Annotated in this window: 16 protein-coding genes; 12 read left to right on the forward strand and 4 right to left on the reverse strand. The window is 73.3% G+C overall.

The annotated features are described in order from the left end of the window. Positions 1-104 precede the first annotated feature (104 nt). From flgF to flgH, 4 genes are read left to right on the forward strand one after another with little or no spacing between them, the layout of a single operon-like run. The gene (flgF, locus tag ET526_RS09200; protein ID WP_135467394.1) at positions 105-842 is read left to right on the forward strand and encodes a flagellar basal-body rod protein FlgF; all 738 of its coding nucleotides are present in this window, start codon (positions 105-107) and stop codon (positions 840-842) included. A 20-nt stretch (positions 843-862) separates the two neighbouring features. Then, positions 863-1,648: a flagellar basal-body rod protein FlgG gene (flgG, locus tag ET526_RS09205; RefSeq protein ID WP_135467395.1), complete on the forward strand. Its 786-nt coding sequence runs from the start codon at positions 863-865 to the stop codon at positions 1,646-1,648. 11 nt (positions 1,649-1,659) lie between these two features. Further along, positions 1,660-2,604 carry a flagellar basal body P-ring formation chaperone FlgA gene (flgA, locus tag ET526_RS09210; RefSeq protein WP_135467396.1) on the forward strand — a complete coding sequence of 315 codons (945 nt, stop codon included), beginning with the start codon at positions 1,660-1,662 and terminating at the stop codon, positions 2,602-2,604. Positions 2,605-2,621: 17 nt separating this feature from the next. Next, on the forward strand, positions 2,622-3,347 hold the full coding sequence (gene flgH, locus ET526_RS09215) for a flagellar basal body L-ring protein FlgH (RefSeq protein ID WP_135467397.1): 726 nt from the start codon (positions 2,622-2,624) through the stop codon (positions 3,345-3,347). A 35-nt stretch (positions 3,348-3,382) separates the two neighbouring features. On the opposite strand, the gene gatB is transcribed toward flgH, so the two are convergent. From gatB to gatC, 3 genes are read right to left on the reverse strand one after another with little or no spacing between them, the layout of a single operon-like run. Next, a complete protein-coding gene (gene gatB / locus ET526_RS09220) occupies positions 3,383-4,846 on the reverse strand; it encodes an Asp-tRNA(Asn)/Glu-tRNA(Gln) amidotransferase subunit GatB (RefSeq protein ID WP_135467398.1) in 1,464 nt (487 codons plus the stop codon). Further along, positions 4,843-6,330 (reverse strand): Asp-tRNA(Asn)/Glu-tRNA(Gln) amidotransferase subunit GatA, encoded by a 1,488-nt coding sequence (gene gatA / locus ET526_RS09225; protein WP_135467399.1) that lies wholly within the window; start codon positions 6,328-6,330, stop codon positions 4,843-4,845. The genes gatB and gatA overlap by 4 nt, the downstream gene beginning before the upstream one ends. After that, positions 6,330-6,629: an Asp-tRNA(Asn)/Glu-tRNA(Gln) amidotransferase subunit GatC gene (gene gatC / locus ET526_RS09230; RefSeq protein ID WP_135467400.1), complete on the reverse strand. Its 300-nt coding sequence runs from the start codon at positions 6,627-6,629 to the stop codon at positions 6,330-6,332. The genes gatA and gatC overlap by 1 nt, the downstream gene beginning before the upstream one ends. A 51-nt stretch (positions 6,630-6,680) precedes the next feature. Here gatC and ruvX point away from each other — a divergent pair, with 51 nt between their 5' ends. The 8 genes from ruvX (at position 6,681) to ET526_RS09270 (ending at position 13,156) form a co-directional block, all read left to right on the forward strand. Continuing rightward, complete coding sequence (gene ruvX / locus ET526_RS09235) at positions 6,681-7,148, forward strand: Holliday junction resolvase RuvX (RefSeq protein ID WP_135467401.1); 468 nt, start codon at positions 6,681-6,683, stop codon at positions 7,146-7,148. Positions 7,149-7,312: 164 nt separating this feature from the next. Further along, positions 7,313-8,497, forward strand: coding sequence for a YeeE/YedE family protein (locus ET526_RS09240; protein ID WP_204623577.1), 1,185 nt, complete (start codon positions 7,313-7,315; stop codon positions 8,495-8,497). Between the two features lie 104 nt (positions 8,498-8,601). After that, complete coding sequence (locus ET526_RS21240) at positions 8,602-8,904, forward strand: c-type cytochrome (RefSeq protein WP_158295534.1); 303 nt, start codon at positions 8,602-8,604, stop codon at positions 8,902-8,904. A 13-nt stretch (positions 8,905-8,917) separates the two neighbouring features. Next, positions 8,918-10,201: an NAD(P)/FAD-dependent oxidoreductase gene (locus ET526_RS09250; protein WP_135467403.1), complete on the forward strand. Its 1,284-nt coding sequence runs from the start codon at positions 8,918-8,920 to the stop codon at positions 10,199-10,201. Further along, the gene (locus ET526_RS09255) at positions 10,198-10,626 is read left to right on the forward strand and encodes a thiosulfate oxidation carrier protein SoxY (RefSeq protein WP_135467404.1); all 429 of its coding nucleotides are present in this window, start codon (positions 10,198-10,200) and stop codon (positions 10,624-10,626) included. The genes ET526_RS09250 and ET526_RS09255 overlap by 4 nt, the downstream gene beginning before the upstream one ends. Before the next feature lie 10 nt (positions 10,627-10,636). Further along, positions 10,637-10,966 (forward strand): thiosulfate oxidation carrier complex protein SoxZ, encoded by a 330-nt coding sequence (locus tag ET526_RS09260; protein WP_135467405.1) that lies wholly within the window; start codon positions 10,637-10,639, stop codon positions 10,964-10,966. Between the two features lie 485 nt (positions 10,967-11,451). Then, the gene (locus ET526_RS09265) at positions 11,452-12,582 is read left to right on the forward strand and encodes a type III PLP-dependent enzyme (RefSeq protein WP_135467406.1); all 1,131 of its coding nucleotides are present in this window, start codon (positions 11,452-11,454) and stop codon (positions 12,580-12,582) included. A gap of 109 nt (positions 12,583-12,691) precedes the next feature. Then, positions 12,692-13,156: an Lrp/AsnC family transcriptional regulator gene (locus tag ET526_RS09270; protein ID WP_135467407.1), complete on the forward strand. Its 465-nt coding sequence runs from the start codon at positions 12,692-12,694 to the stop codon at positions 13,154-13,156. 237 nt (positions 13,157-13,393) lie between these two features. Here the strand turns inward: ET526_RS09270 and ET526_RS09275 are convergent, their stop codons facing one another. Then, positions 13,394-15,001, reverse strand: coding sequence for an ABC transporter substrate-binding protein (locus tag ET526_RS09275; protein ID WP_135467408.1), 1,608 nt, complete (start codon positions 14,999-15,001; stop codon positions 13,394-13,396). Between the last annotated feature and the right edge of the window lie 132 nt (positions 15,002-15,133).

Below are 15,133 nucleotides of genomic sequence, written 5' to 3' on the forward strand. Positions count from 1 at the left end.
GCAATCGCGACCGGCGCCGGCCCATGGCGCAACCTGGCATGCCGGTTGCTAGTCCACCCTCGGCAGCCGCCATCCGGCCGCGGCACCGCCAAGGGGAACGCGTCATGGACACGCCAGGCTATGTCATCCTCTCGCGCCTGGGCGCGCAGCTCCGCGCCACGCAGGTGCTGGCGAACAACGTCGCCAACGCGGACACGCCGGGCTTCCGCGCCGAGCGGGCCATCTTCGTGCAGCATCTCGAGCGCCACCGCGACCTGGCCGCCCCCCCGGGCCAGCGGGAGGTCGCCTACGCCCTCGACCGCGCCACTTGGCGCGACATGGCGCCCGGGGCCGTCTCCGTCACCGGCAATCCGCTCGACGTCGCGATCCAGGGGGAAGGCTTCTTCGCCGTCGAGACGCCGCGCGGCGAGCGCTACACGCGCGCGGGCCGCTTCGCGCTGGACGCCGAGCGCCGGCTCGTGGACGCGGAAGGGCACCCCGTGCTCGACGCGCGCGGCATGCCGATCGCCTTCGCCATCAACGACTCCCGCATCGAGATCCGGGGCGACGGCACGGTGCGCACCGAGAACGGCGCGGTCGGCCAGCTCCGCGTGGTGCGCTTCGCCGACCCGCAGCGCCTGCAGGCCGAGGGCGGGCGCCTCTTCGCCAGCGATGATCCGCCCGAGCCGGTTGAGCGCCCCGCCCTGGTGCAGGGGGCCGTCGAGGGCAGCAACGTCAGCGCGGTGCAGGAGATCACGCGCCTGACGATCGAGCTCAGGGAGTTCCAGTTCGCCGCCCAGTTCGCCGAGCGCGAGGGCGAGAGGCTGCAGACCGCGGTCGAGCGCATCCTGCGCCGCCGCTGAACGCAAGGGGAAGGACGCGGATGAGGGCGCTCCAGATCGCCAGCACCGGCATGCTGGCGCAGCAGACCAACGTCGAGGTCATCTCGAACAACATCGCCAACATGAGCACCACCGGCTACAAGCGCCGGCGGGCCGAGTTCCAGGACCTGATCTACCAGAACATCCGCCGCGTCGGCTCGCAGAGCTCGGACGACGGCTCCATGCTGCCCTCGGGCGCGCAGATCGGCCTCGGCGTCAGGACGGCGGCGGTCTACCGCATCGCCGAGCAGGGCAGCCTGCAGCAGACCGAGAACCGCTTCGACCTCGCCATCCGCGGCAACGGCTACTTCCAGATCCAGCTGCCGACCGGCGAGATGGCCTATACGCGCGACGGCACCTTCGGCCTCTCGCCCGAGGGCCAGATCGTGACCGCCGAGGGGTTCCTGGTGATGCCCGGCATCGTCATCCCGCCCGCGGCGCGCGACGTCACCATCAACGCGGCCGGCGAGGTGCTGGCGAAGATGGACGGCCAGGTGGCGCCGCAGAATGTGGGGCAGATCCAGACCGCGATCTTCGCCAACGAGGGCGGCCTGGAGGCGATCGGCGACAACCTGCTGCTCGCCACCCCCGCCTCGGGCGAGCCGCAGCTCGCCCCGCCCGGCCAGCCAGGGCACGGCCAGGTGCTGCAGGGCTTCATCGAGACCAGCAACGTCAACGTGGTGCAGGAGATCACCAGGCTGATCACCGCCCAGCGCGCCTACGAGATGAACAGCAAGGTCATCACGGCAGGCGACGAGATGCTCTCCACCCTGTCGCGCATGCGCTGAGGAGAACGGCAATGCGGCTCCTGCCCCTGCTTCTGCTCCTGCTCGCCCTTCCCGCCGCCCCGGCGGCGCGCGGGCAGGAGATCGTCTCGATCCGGCCGCTCTCGGTGGTGGAGGAGCCGGTGCTGCGGCTCGGCGACGTGTTCGAGGGCGCAAGCGGCCGCGGCGGCCTCGCGATCGGCGCCGCGCCGGCGCCCGGGCGGCGGCTGGTGCTGGAAACCCCGCACCTGCTCGCCCTCGCGCGGGCGCATGGCCTCGCCTGGCGCCCGCTCTCGCCGCACGAGCGGGTGGTGGTGGAGCGGCCGGGCCGGCCGGTGCCGCGCGAGGAGATCGAGGCGGCGCTGCGGGCCGAACTGCTCCGCCTCGGCCTCGACCCCGAGGCGGAGCTCGAACTCGGCGCGCTGCTGCCGGCCATGGTGCCGCCCGCCGCGCCGCTCGATCTCTCGGTGGAGGGCGCGACGCTCGATACCGCCACCGGGCGCTTCGCCGCGGTGCTGGTGGTGATGGCCGAGGGCATGCCGGCGCTGCGCCAGCGCGTCGTCGGGCGCGCTGTGCCGACCGCGCCGGCGGTACTGGCGACACGCCGCCTCGCCATCGGGGAGGTGGTGCGGGAGGAGGATGTGCGGGCGGTGCGCCTGCGCGCCGAGCGGGTCCGTCCGGGAACCGCGCAGGACCCGGCGGAGGTGGTGGGCCAGCAGCTTCGCCGCCCGCTCGGCAGCGGCCTGCCCTTCCTGCTGTCGGATCTCGGGCCACCGGCCCTGGTGGAGCGCAACGCCGTGGTGACGCTCGTCCTGGACGGGCCCGGCATGCTGCTGACGACGCAGGGCCGGGCGCTGGAGGCGGCGCCGCGCGGCGCGCTGGTGCCGGTGATGAACCTGACGAGCCGCAGGGTGGTGGAAGGCGAGGTGGTCGGTCCGGGCCGGGTACGCGTCCTGCCGGGCGCGGTGCCGCTCCGCTGAACGAGGGGGATGAAGCAATGCGCGCGCTTCTGATGCTGCCGATCGCCGCGATGCTCGCGGGCTGCGGCTCGATGGAGAGGCTCTCGCGGGTCGGCCGCGCCCCGGAGATGTCGCCGGTGACCAACCCCGTCGCCCATCCCGCCTGGCGGCCGGTGAGCATGCCGATGCCGGCGCCGCAGGACCCGCCGCCCGTCGCCAACAGCCTGTGGCGGCCCGGCAGCCGCACCTTCCTGCGCGACCAGCGCGCCGCGCAGGTGGGCGACCTGATCACCATCCTGGTCAGCATCCAGGACGAGGCGCAGCTCCAGAACCGCACGCAGCGGGCGCGGAACGGCAGCGACCGGATCGGCCTGCCGGAGGTGTTCGGCATGCAGACGCGCTGGCTGCCGCGCGGCGCCAATCCGGAGACGCTGCTCAACGCCTCCGGCAGCCAGGTGACGGATGGCAACGGGTCGGTGCGGCGGAACGAGACGGTGATGCTGCGCCTCGCCGCCACCGTCACCCAGGTGCTGCCCAACGGCAACCTGGTCGTCTCAGGGCGGCAGGAGGTGCGGGTGAATGCCGAGCTGCGCGAGCTGCAGGTGCAGGGCGTGATCCGCCCGCAGGACATCGCCAGCGACAACACCATCCGCCACGACCGCCTGGCGGAGGCGCGCATCTCCTACGGCGGGCGCGGCACCCTCTCCGACCTGCAGCAGCCGCGCTACGGGCAGCAGCTCCTCGACATCTTCCTGCCCTTCTGACCGGCGCGCCCCCGCCCGCGGGCGGGGGCGCCGCGTCAGGCGAGCCTCCGCTTCAGCGCCTCGTTCACCAGGGCCGGGTTGCCCTTGCCCTGCATGGCCTTCATCACCTGGCCGACGAAGAAGCCGAACAGCTTCTCCTTTCCCGCCCTGTACTCGGCGACCTTGTCGGCATTGGCGGCGAGCACGGCCTCCACCGCGCGTTCGATGGCGCCGGTGTCGGTCACCTGCCGGAGGCCGCGCTCCTCGACGATGGCGCCGGGAGACTTCCCGCTCTCCACCATCGCCTCGAACACCTCCTTGGCCAGCTTGCCGGAGAGGGTGCCGTCCCGCATCAGGTCGAGCAGCGCGCCGAGATGCTCGGCCCGCACCGGCGGGTCCTCGATGGTGCGCTTCGTGCGGTTCAGCGCGGCGAACAGGTCGCCCATCACCCAGTTGGCGGCGAGCTTGGGGTCGCGCCCCTTGGCCACCGTCTCGTAGTAGAGGGCGGTCTCCTTCTCCGCCGTCAGCACCTGCGCGTCGTAGGGCGAGAGGCCGAAGTCGCGGATGTAGCGGGCGCGGCGCGCATCCGGCAGCTCCGGCAGCCCGGCCCGGAGCTCCTCCACCCAGGCGGCGTCGAGCACCAGCGGCGGCAGGTCGGGGTCGGGGAAGTAGCGGTAGTCGTGCGCCTCCTCCTTGGAGCGCATGCTGCGCGTCGCGCCGCGGACGGTGTCGAACAGCCGCGTCTCCTGCTCGACCTCGCCGCCCTCCTCCCACACCTCGATCTGGCGCCGCGCCTCGGCCTCCACGGCCTGCATGACGAAGCGGATGGAGTTGACGTTCTTCACCTCGCAGCGCGTGCGGTAGCCCTCGCCGGGGCGGCGCACGCTGACGTTCACGTCGGCCCGCAGGCTGCCCTCGTCCATGTTGCCGTCGCAGGTGCCGAGGTAGCGCATGATCTGCCGCAGCTTGGCGAGGTAGGCGCCGGCCTCCTCCGGGCTGCGCATGTCCGGCTCGGAGACGATCTCCATCAGCGCCACGCCCGAGCGGTTCAGGTCGATGAAGCTCTTGGCCGGGTGCTGGTCGTGCAGGCTCTTGCCCGCATCCTGCTCCAGGTGCAGGCGGGTGATGCCGATGATCTTCGTGGTACCGTCGGCGAGCTCGATCTCCACCGCGCCCCGGCCGACGATCGGGTGCGCGTACTGGCTGATCTGGTAGCCCTGCGGCAGGTCGGCGTAGAAGTAGTTCTTGCGGTCGAAGCGGGACCACAAGTTGATCTGCGCCTTGAGGCCGAGGCCGGTGCGCACCGCCTGCGCCACGCATTCGCGGTTGATCACCGGCAGCATCCCCGGGAAGCCGGCGTCTATGAAGGAGACCTGGGTGTTCGGCCCGGCGCCGAAGGCGGTGGCAGCGCCGCTGAACAGCTTGGCGCGGCTGATGACCTGGGCGTGGACCTCGAGGCCGATCACCAGCTCCCAGGGGCCGGTCCTTCCCTCGATCGTGTAGGTGGTGGTCGTGCTCATGCCCCCGCCCTCAGCCCCGGCAGCGCGCGGAAATCCGCCGCCCGCTCGATCGCGGCGCCGACCGCGAACACCGTCTCCTCGTCGAAGGCCCGGCCGATCACCTGCAGGCCGAGCGGCAGGCCCTGCGCGTCGAGCCCCGCCGGCACCGCGAGCCCCGGCAGGCCGGCGAGGTTCGCCGTGACGGTGAAGACGTCGTTCAGGTACATCGTCACCGGGTCGTCCTGCTTCTCGTCCATGCCGAAGGCGGCGGAAGGCGTCGCCGGGGTGACGATGGCGTCCACCCTCTCCCAGGCCCGCTCGAAATCCTGGCGGATCAGGGCGCGCACCTTCTGCGCCTTCAGGTAGTAGGCGTCGTAGTAGCCCGCGCTCAGCACATAGGTGCCGATCATGATGCGCCGCTTCACCTCGGCGCCGAAGCCCGCGGCGCGGGTGCGCTCGTAGAGATCGCGCAGGTCGCCGTCGGCCTCGGCGACGCGCAGGCCGTAGCGCACGCCGTCGTAGCGGGCGAGGTTGGAGGAGGCCTCGGCGGGCGCCACGATGTAGTAGGTGGGCAGCGCATACCTGGTGTGCGGCAGGCTGATCTCCACCGTCTCCGCCCCCTCGGCGCGCAGCCACTCGAGGCCCCGCTGCCACAGCGCCTCGATCTCGGTGGGCATCCCGTCCAGCCGATACTCCTGCGGCACGCCGATGCGCAGCCCCCTCACGCCGCGGGCGCAGGCGGCCGCGAAATCCGGCACCGGCACCTCGGCGCTGGTCGCGTCCTTCGGATCGAACCCGGCCATGGAGCGCAGCAGGAGGGCGCAGTCCTCCACCGTGCGCGCCACCGGCCCCGCCTGGTCCAGGCTGGAGGCGAAGGCGACGATCCCGAAGCGGGAGCAGCGCCCGTAGGTCGGCTTGATGCCGGCGATGCCGCAGAAGGCCGCGGGCTGGCGGATGGAGCCGCCGGTGTCCGTCGCCGTGGCGCCGAGCGCCAGCCTGGCCGCCACCGCCGCCGCGGAGCCGCCGGAGGAGCCGCCGGGCACCAGCCGCGCATCCGGGTCGTTGCGCCGGCTCCACGGGTTCTCCACCGGCCCGAAGGCCGAGGTGGTGTTGGAGGAGCCCATGGCGAACTCGTCGAGGTTCGCCTTGCCGAGGAACACCGCGCCGTCGCGCAGCAGGTTGGCGGTGACGGTGCTCTCGTAGGGCGGCACGAAATTGCCGAGGATGCGGCTGCCCGCGGTGGTGCGCACGCCCTCGGTGCAGAACAGGTCCTTGATCGCCAGCGGCAGCCCCTCGAGCGGCCCGGCCTCGCCGCGCGCCCGCCGCGCGTCGGACTCCCTCGCCCGCGCCAGCGCCTGCTCGGCGGTGACGGTGATGTAGGCGTTGATCCGCGGGTTCAGCCGCTCGATCGCGTCGAGATGCGCGCGCGTCAGCTCCTCGCTGCTGATCGCGCCTTCCGCCAGCGCGTCGAGCGCGCCGCGCAGGGAGAAATCGGTCGGGTGCATCACTCCACCACCTTCGGCACGGCGAAGTAGTCGCCGATGCGGTCCGGCGCGTTGGCCAGCACCTTCTCCGCGATGCCGCCCTCGGTCACCTCGTCCGCGCGCATCCGCATCCCGCCGGCGGCGGGCAGCGGGGAGCCGCCGGCCATGGGCTCCACCCCTTCCGTCGGCACCGCCTGGAGCTGCTCGATCCAGCCGAGGATGCCGTTGAGCTCGGCCTGCATGCGGCCGACCTCCTCCTCCTCCAGGCGGATGCGGGCGAGCGAGGCGATGCGCCTCACCATGGCGGTATCGAGCGACATGCGGCTCCTTGGGGCTTCCGGGGGCGAAGGCGGCGGACCATAACGGCGGCCATGCCCCTCTTCAACCTCAGGGACTTGCGCGCCGCCCTGCCCCGCGGGCAGCGGCTGATCGGCCTCGATCCGGGATCGAGAACGATCGGCGTCGCGCTCTCGGACGTGACGCTGCTGCTCGCCTCACCCTACGGCTCGCTGAAGCGCGGCAAGCTGCGCGCCAACGCGGCGGAGATCCTGGCGATCGCGCGCAAGGAGGGGGCGGGGGGGCTGGTGGTCGGCCTGCCGCTCGGCATGGACGGCTCCTTCGGCCCGGCGGCGCAGGCGGCGCGGGACTGGGCGCTGGCGCTGTCCGAGGCCACCGGCCTGCCGGCGGCGCTGTGGGACGAGCGCCTCTCCTCGGCCGCGGTCACCCGCATGATGGTGGCGGAGGCCGACCTCAGCCGCGCCAGGCGGGCCGCGGCGGTGGACCGCGCCGCGGCGGCCTGGATGCTGCAGGCGGCCCTGGACGCGACGCGCACGCCCTGACGCCGCCCCCCATGCGCCTCGCGCGGACCTGCCCGGCGGGCGCGCGGCGCGAAGGCGGCCTTGCGCCCTGCCCGCCGGTCGCACACATGCCCCCCGCCTCGGGAGCCGCGCCAGGCCGGTTCCCGCCCCCCTTGCGGGGATCGGGCAAGGATCGGGGAGACCGCATGGCGCAGGGTGCCATCGCAGCCGGAATGGCGGGGCGCGACCGGGGCATTGCCCTGGCTGCGGGGATGGTGGTGCTGCTCGGCGCCCTCGGGCTCGGCGCCGCCCATGGATGGCGGCAGGGGGCGCTCTGGGTGGTGGGAGCGGCGCTCGGGCTCGCGCTCTACCACGCGGCCTTCGGCTTCGCCGGCGCGTTCCGTGCCCTGCTGCGGGAGGGCCGCGGGGCGGGGCTGCGCGCGCAGATGCTGATGCTGGCCGCGGCGGTGCTGCTGTTCCAGCCGGCCCTCGCCGGGGGCGAGCTGTTCGGCCAGCCCGTGCGCGGCTTCGTGTTTCCGGTCGGGGTTGGCGTGCTGGTCGGCGCCTTCCTGTTCGGCATCGGCATGCAAATCGGCGGCGGCTGCGCCTCCGGCACGCTCTACGCGGCCGGCGGCGGCGGGGTGCGCAACCTGCTGACGCTGCTGTTCTTCGTCGCCGGCGCCACCCTGGCGGCGTCCCTGGCTGGTTACTGGCAGTCCTGGCCCGCCCTGCCGCCGGTGTCGCTGCCCGAGACCCTCGGCCTCTGGCCCGCGGTCGGGCTGGCGCTGCTGGTCTTCGCCCTTGTCTGGTGGGGTTCCGCGCGGATCGAGCGCCGGCGCCACGGGCGGGCGGAGCCGATCCTCGGCGGCCGGGCGGCGCTGCTGACCGGCCCCTGGCCGCTTGCCTGGGGGGCGCTGGCGCTGGCGCTGCTCAACTTCGCCACCCTGGCCCTGGCCGGCCATCCCTGGGGGATCACCGGGGCCTTCCCGCTCTGGGGCTCCATGGCGCTGGACCGGCTCGGCTGGGCCGACCCGGCGTTCTGGACCTATTGGGAGGATCCGACGCGGGCGGAGGCGCTGTTCCGCCCGCTGCTCTCCAACCGCATCACCGTGCTGAACCTGGGTCTGGTCGCCGGGGCGCTGCTGGCGGCGGGCCTCGCCGGACGCTTCGCGCCGGACTGGCGGATTGGCCTCGGCCCGGCCCTGGCCTCGGTGTCCGGGGGGCTGCTGCTCGGCACCGGGGCGGTGCTCGCCTTCGGGTGCAACATCAGCGCCTATTTCTCCGGCATCGCCTCCGGCAGCCTGCACGGCTGGGTATGGATCCTGCCGGCCCTGCTCGGCAATTGGGTGGGGCTGCGCCTGCGCCCCCTGTTCCGCCTTGGCAGCCGATGATCCTCGCGCACATTCTTCTGCCATCCGCACGGTTGCGGCGGCTGAAGGCACGGCGCGGGGCGACGCCGGATCGCCCCCTTCGCCGCGAGGAGGAGAGGCAAGGCATGGAACGGATCACGGCGGCGCTCGGCATGGTGGGGCTGCTCGTCCTGGGGGTGGCGGCGCCCGCCGCCGCCACCGGGCCGGCGCCCCTCGCCGCGCAGGGCTGCCTGGGATGCCACGGCCCGGGCGGGGCCGGCATGGCCTCGGTGCCGCCGCTCGCGGGCCGGGACGCGCAGCAGATCGAGGCGATGCTGAGGGGCTTTCGCGACGATGCCCTGCCGGGCACGATCATGAACCGCATCGCCCGCGGCTACACGGATGCCGAGATCGCGGCGCTGGCCGCCTATTTCGCCGCCACCCGCTGAGGAGGGGCAGAGCATGGCCACCGCCCTGACCCGCCGCGCCGCGCTCGGCACCGCCGCCTCCGCCCTCGGCCTGCTCGCCGCCCCGGCCTTGTCGCGCGCCCAGGGGACGGCGCGGCTGCTGGTGATCGGCGGCGGCTTCGGCGGCGCCTCCGCCGCCCGCTTCGCCCGCCTCCACCATCCGGAGGTGGAGGTGACGCTGGTCGAGCCGCTGACCCGCTTCGTCACCTGCCCCTACGGCAACCTGCTGCTCAGCGGCTTCCGCGGCATCGGCGACATCACCCACTCCTACGACCGGCTGCGCGGCCGGGGGGTGCGGGTGGTGCATGACCGCGCCGAGGCGATCGACGCCGCGGCGCGCACCGTGCGCCTCGCCGGGGGCGAGACGCTGCGCTACGACAAGCTGATCCTCTCCCCGGGCATCGCCCTGCGCTGGGGAGCGATCGAGGGCTATGACGAGGCGGCGGCCGAGCGCATGCCCCATGCCTGGGTGCCGGGGGATGGCGGCCAGATCCAGCTCCTCCGCCGCCAGCTCGAGGCGATGCCGGATGGCGGGGTGGTCGGCTTCGCCATCCCGCCCAACCCCTTCCGCTGCCCGCCCGGCCCCTACGAGCGGATCAGCATGGTCGCCGCCTACCTGAAGCGGCACAAGCCCCGCTCCAAGATCCTCGCCCTCGATGCGAAGGACGCGTTCAGCAAGCAGGGGCTGTTCCAGGACGGCTGGCGCGCCCTCTACGGCGGCATGATCGAGTGGGTGCCCGCCAGCCAGGACGGCAGGGTGGTGCGGGTGGATCCCGCTGAGCGCGTGCTGGAGACGGAGTTCGGCACCAGGCATCGCGTCGACGTCGCCAACGTCATCCCGCCGCAATCGGCGGCCCGGATCGTGCTCGACAGCGGCCTCGCCGACACCAGCGGCTGGGCGCAGGTGGATCCCGCCACCTTCGCCTCCCGCGCCGCCGCCGACATCCACGTGGTGGGGGATGCCGGCAACGGCGCGCCGATGCCGAAATCCGGCTACATCGCCAACAACACCGCCAAGCAGGCGGTGGCGAGCGCCATCGCCGCGCTGCGCGGCGTGCCGCCGCCGGAGCCGCTCTACTTCAACACCTGCTACAGCCATGTCGGCGAGGAGTACGGGATCTCCATCGTCGGCATCTACCGGGTTGGGCCGAACGGGATCGTGGAGGTGCCGAATTCCGGCGGCGTCTCCCCGCGCGGCGACCTGCCCGAGCAGCGCCGGCTGGAGGCGCTGCACGCCGATTCCTGGTATGCCAGCATCACCGAGGACATGTTCGGATGACGACGGCAAGCCGCCGCGCCCTGCTGCTCGCCCTGGTCGCCCTTCCCGCCGCGGCGCGCGCCGATGCCGCGCTGGAGGCGGCGATGCGCGAGGCGGTGGGGCCGGCGGAGCCGGAGGAGGGCGGGATGGCGCTCCGCCTGCCCGCCCTCGCCGAGAACGGCGCGCAGGTGCCGCTGACCGTCACCGTGGACAGCCCGATGACGGCGGAGCAGCACGTCGTCTCCATCCACCTCTTCGCCACCCGCAACCCGACGCCGGGGGTGGCGAGCTTCCACCTCTCCCCGGCGCTGGCCCGCGCCGAGGTGCAGACCCGGATCCGCCTGGCCGAGGACCAGCAGGTGGTGGCGCTCGCCGTGCTCTCCGACGGCCGGGTGCTCCGCGCCACGGCCGAGACCCGGGTCGCGGTCGGCGGCTGCCTCGGCTGAGGAGGGAATCATGAGCAGCGGCCTGGCCCAGCCCCGCATCCGCATCCCGCGCAGCGCCCGCGCCGGCGAGGCGATCGAGATCCGCACCCTGATGGAACACCCGATGGAGAGCGGCATCCGCGGCGCCAACCATGCCGCGGTGCCGCGCAACATGCTGTCGCGGATGGTGGTGCGGATGAACGGAGAGACCATCTTCGCCGCCGATCTGCGCAACGGCACCGCGGCCAACCCCTACCACGTCTTCTTCGTGCGCCTGCAGCGGAGCGCCGAGTTCGAGTTCGTCTGGACCGACGAGGCCGGACGCAGCGTCCGCGCGACGGCGCGGGTGGCGGTGAGCTGACGACCGGTCCGCGGTGGCGGCCTCGCCCGGGCGATCGTCCGGCGGGGCGCGGAGGCGGGACCCATCGCGGCTGATCCCGCCCCGGCCGGGAGAATCCCGGCCGTCCCGGCGCCGGACCGGCGAATCAGCCTGACGTTCCGCGGGCGCCGCCCCGAGTTTCCGGCCGCCGCCGCCGGCGCTGGAAAAAATGCGGGCGCCCCCTGATTTCCGCTTTCCAGCCCTCCGGGCGCGGCCTATATGCGCGCCCAGACGCAGTACGCACGTGCCTCTGGCCCCAGGCCCACGGAACCGCGGCGCCCCTCCACCAAGGCGCCGGCTCAGGCGGTCACCGCGGCGCAAGGTTTACGCAACGACGTCAAGCGTTCTGGCAACCCCGTCCGGTCCGCCGGGCGGTCCACTTGGTCGCTGGTTCGTTCGACCGTTTCGTCAACTTGGGGCCGCCGCCCGCGCAGGGGCGGTCCTTCGACATTACGAAGGAGGCTGCGATGACCCCCAAGGTCGCGCAATTCCTGAACGACGTCGCGCCGGCGACGCCCTGCCTGGTCCTCGACCTGGACCGGGTGGAGGAGAATTTCCGCCGCCTTCAGGCGGCGATGCCGCTCGCCCGCATCTACTACGCCGTGAAGGCCAACCCGGCCGCCCCGATCCTGACGCGCCTGGTGGGCCTCGGCTCCTTCTTCGACGCCGCGAGCTTCGAGGAGGTGGAGGCCTGCCTCGCCGCCGGCGCGCGGCCGGAGGCGATCAGCTACGGCAACACCATCAAGAAGGAGAGCGCGATCCGCGCCGCCTATGCGCGCGGCGTGCGCATGTTCGCCTTCGATTCCGAGCAGGAGCTGCGCAAGCTCGCCCGCTCCGCGCCCGGGGCGAAGGTGTACTGCCGCATCCTGGTCGGCAATGACGGCGCGGAATGGCCGCTCAGCCGGAAGTTCGGCTGCGAGGCGGAGATGGCCAAGGAGCTGATGCTGCTGGCCGGCGAGCTCGGCCTCGACCCCTTCGGCCTCTCCTTCCATGTCGGCAGCCAGCAGACCCGCACCGCCGCCTACGAGGCCGCGATCGCCAGGGTGGCGATGCTGTTCACCGACCTGCGCGAGGCCGGGCTCAACCTCCGCATGGTGAACCTCGGCGGCGGGTATCCGGTGCGCTACCGGCAGGAGGTGCCGGAGATCGACGAGATCGGCGCCGCGATCATGGGCGCGCTGGCCGAGCATTTCGGCAACGCGCTGCCGGAGATCGTGGTCGAGCCCGGCCGCTTCATCGTCGGCGACGCCGGCGTGCTCAGCACCGAGGTGGTCCTCGTCTCGCGCAAGGCGAAGGACGATCCGGTGCGCTGGGTCTATCTCGACATCGGCCGCTTCGGCGGCCTGGCCGAGACCGAGGGCGAGGCGATCAAATACGCCTTCGCCACGCCGCATGACGGCACGCCGGAAGGGCCGGTGACCATCGCCGGGCCGACCTGCGACAGCACCGACACCCTGTACGAGAAGGCGAATTACCGCCTGCCGCTGGCGCTGGACGCCGGCGACCGGGTGACGCTGCTCGCCACCGGCGCCTACGTCACCACCTATGCGAGCCAGGGCTTCAACGGTTTCCGCCCGCTGGCCGAGCACTACCTCTGACCGACCCTCCGCCGCGGCGGCCTCGGGCCGGTCCGCGGCGGCGGGGCATCCGCCCGTGGCCGCTTCTGCCCGCATTCCAGCCGTCCGCGATCTGCTCTAGGCTGGCGGCATGGACGAGATCGACCGCAACCTCGTGGTTGCGCTGCAGCTCGATGGCAGCGCGGGCCTTGCGGAGCTTGCCAAGGTGGCGGGCCTTTCCGTCTCCGCGACCGCGGAACGGGTCAAGCGCCTCGAGGAGCGGGGCGTCATCCGCGGCTGGCGCGCCGACCTCGACCCCGCCGCCGTCGGGTGCCCCCTGCTTGCCTACGTCCTCGCCGCCGTGTCGCCGGGGCGCGACGACGCCGCCTTCCGCAAGGCGATGCGGCGGCAGGAGGCGGTGCTGGAGTGCCACGCCGTCACCGGCGCCTGGACCTATCTGCTGAAGATCCGCCTGCCCGACCTCGCCGCCCTCGACGGCTTCCTGAACGAGGAGATCCGCGCCCAGGCGGGCGTGCAGAGGGTGGAGACGCTGCTCGCCATCGCCACGGTCAAGGAGACCTCCATCCTTCCCGTGGCGCCGGCGACGGAGGAGTGACGTCAGGCCTCGCGGATCGCGGCCGATCCGCCCTCGGACGCCGGCGCGCGCCCGGCTTCGCCGCATGAGCGGCGGCGGCCATCCGGCCGCCTTCGCCGGGCGCAGGTCGCGCCCAGCGGGATCCGGATGGCATCGCCGGACGCGAGATCAGGGACATGCCGGCGGCCGCGCCACGGCCATGCGGGCCGGTGGGGCGGCCGCCGGCGCGAGGGGGCGGCACCGCGCCGCCCCCGCCGCTCAGTTGCCCGCCGGCCGCGCCGACATGGCGGTGGTGCGCTCGTCCATGCGCGGCTCGTAGACGACGCCGCGGCGCGTGGCCCAGAAGTTGACGAGCTGGAACAGCGGGATGAAGGCGGTCTCGTCGGTGACCATCTTCACCGCCTCGCGCAGCATCGCCTCGCGCTTCTCGTCGTCCAGCGTCGCCGCGGCGCGCTCGGTCAGCGCGTCGAGTTCCGGGTTGGAGTAGCGGGAGTTGTTGGCGGCGCCGCGCCGCTTCTCGCGGTCGTAGGTGCCGAAGATGTTGACCAGCATGTAGGAGGCCTCGCCGGTCGAGCTGCCCCAGCCGACCAGGCGCATGTTGAACTCCTGCCGCGCGTTGCGGGCGGCGTAGGAGGTCCAGGGAATGGCCTGCACCTCGGTGCGCACGCCGATGCGGGTCCACATCTGCGCCACCGCCTGCGCGGTACGGGCGTCGTTGGGGTAGCGGTCGTTCGGCGTGGTCAGCGTCATCCGGAAGCCCTGCGGGAAGCCGGCCTCGGCCAGCAGGCGCCGCGCGCCCTCCTGGTCGAAGGGCGGCACCGGCACCTCCGGGTTGTGGCCGAACACGCCGGGCGGCAGCCACTGCCCGTTCGGCTTCGCCGTGCCGTCCATCACCCGCTCGGCGAGCGCGTTGCGGTCGATGGCGATCGAGAGGGCGCGGCGCACGCGCGCGTCCTGGAACGGGTTCCTCGGCAGCGGATTGCCGTTGTTGTCGGCGACGAAGACCGGGTTCTCGGTGCGGCTATAGTCGGGGATCAGGTAGATGACGCGCAGCCCCTGGATCTCGGCCACCGAGAAGCGCTGGTCGCGGCGGATGCGCGGCAGGTCGGTGGAGGGGACCTGGTCGATCACGTCCACCTCGCCGGCGAGCAGGGAAGCGGTGCGGGCGGCGTTGTTGGCGATGAAGCGGTAGGTGACGCGCGACCAGGGCTGCGGCCCGCCCCAGTAGGCGTCGTTGCGCACGAACTCGGTCCGGTCGCCATGGTGGTAGGAGACCAGGCGGTAGGGCCCGGTGCCGATGGCGGCGCGGCCGGCGTTGTAGTCCTCGGTCTGCGCGCCCTCGCCGACATGGCGGGAGATGACCTGCACCGCCGCCATCTCGGTCGGCAGCAGCGGATGCGGCTGGGCGGTGTGCAGGCGCAGCGTCAGCGGATCCACCACCTCGACGCGGGTGATGGCGCGCACGAAGCCGGCGAAGGAGCCCGGGCTGTTCTGCACGTTGGGCACGCGGGAGATGGTGAAGGCCACATCCTCGGCGGTGAAGTCGCGGCCGTCATGCCACTTCACGCCGGGGCGCAGCTTGAACTCCCACACCGTCTCGGACACCGGCTCCCAGCTCTCGGCGAGCATCGGCTTCAGACGCGCCTCGGGGTCCTGCTCCACCAGGCGGTCGAACAGGTGCTGGGTCAGGCTGATGTTGGGCGAGGCGTTGTAGAAATGCGGGTCGAGCGAGGTGGGGGAGCCGCCGATGCCGATGGTGAGCGGCTGGCCCTGGGCCGGCGCCTGCGCCGCCGCGGGCGCGGCGAGGGCAAGCCCCAGCGCCGCGGCGAGCGGCAGGGAGCGGGCGGACGGTGCGATCCGGTGCATGGTCTCTCCCGGAGGTGGGGAAGCCACGGCCCGGCCTGGCCGGACGTGGCGGGTGGGCGTGGCGCGGAGCCCCGGCCGGCCGCGCTCCCCCTCGGGACCGGGCCTGCCCGGGCGGGGCCGACTCGCGGAACC

The organism is Crenalkalicoccus roseus (assembly GCF_004761865.1).
GTDB lineage: Bacteria > Pseudomonadota > Alphaproteobacteria > Acetobacterales > Acetobacteraceae > Crenalkalicoccus > Crenalkalicoccus roseus.

Coding starts and splice junctions, on each gene's coding strand:
- flgA (WP_135467396.1), top strand. CDS start 1,660: ATGCGGCTCCTGCCCCTGCTTCTGCTCCTGCTCGCCCTTCCCGCCGCC.
- ET526_RS21240 (WP_158295534.1), top strand. CDS start 8,602: ATGGAACGGATCACGGCGGCGCTCGGCATGGTGGGGCTGCTCGTCCTG.
- ET526_RS09260 (WP_135467405.1), top strand. CDS start 10,637: ATGAGCAGCGGCCTGGCCCAGCCCCGCATCCGCATCCCGCGCAGCGCC.
- gatA (WP_135467399.1), bottom strand. CDS start 6,330: ATGCACCCGACCGATTTCTCCCTGCGCGGCGCGCTCGACGCGCTGGCG.
- ET526_RS09270 (WP_135467407.1), top strand. CDS start 12,692: ATGGACGAGATCGACCGCAACCTCGTGGTTGCGCTGCAGCTCGATGGC.
- ET526_RS09255 (WP_135467404.1), top strand. CDS start 10,198: ATGACGACGGCAAGCCGCCGCGCCCTGCTGCTCGCCCTGGTCGCCCTT.
- flgF (WP_135467394.1), top strand. CDS start 105: ATGGACACGCCAGGCTATGTCATCCTCTCGCGCCTGGGCGCGCAGCTC.
- gatC (WP_135467400.1), bottom strand. CDS start 6,629: ATGTCGCTCGATACCGCCATGGTGAGGCGCATCGCCTCGCTCGCCCGC.
- ET526_RS09265 (WP_135467406.1), top strand. CDS start 11,452: ATGACCCCCAAGGTCGCGCAATTCCTGAACGACGTCGCGCCGGCGACG.
- flgG (WP_135467395.1), top strand. CDS start 863: ATGAGGGCGCTCCAGATCGCCAGCACCGGCATGCTGGCGCAGCAGACC.
- ET526_RS09250 (WP_135467403.1), top strand. CDS start 8,918: ATGGCCACCGCCCTGACCCGCCGCGCCGCGCTCGGCACCGCCGCCTCC.
- ET526_RS09240 (WP_204623577.1), top strand. CDS start 7,313: ATGGCGCAGGGTGCCATCGCAGCCGGAATGGCGGGGCGCGACCGGGGC.
- flgH (WP_135467397.1), top strand. CDS start 2,622: ATGCGCGCGCTTCTGATGCTGCCGATCGCCGCGATGCTCGCGGGCTGC.
- gatB (WP_135467398.1), bottom strand. CDS start 4,846: ATGAGCACGACCACCACCTACACGATCGAGGGAAGGACCGGCCCCTGG.
- ET526_RS09275 (WP_135467408.1), bottom strand. CDS start 15,001: ATGCACCGGATCGCACCGTCCGCCCGCTCCCTGCCGCTCGCCGCGGCG.
- ruvX (WP_135467401.1), top strand. CDS start 6,681: ATGCCCCTCTTCAACCTCAGGGACTTGCGCGCCGCCCTGCCCCGCGGG.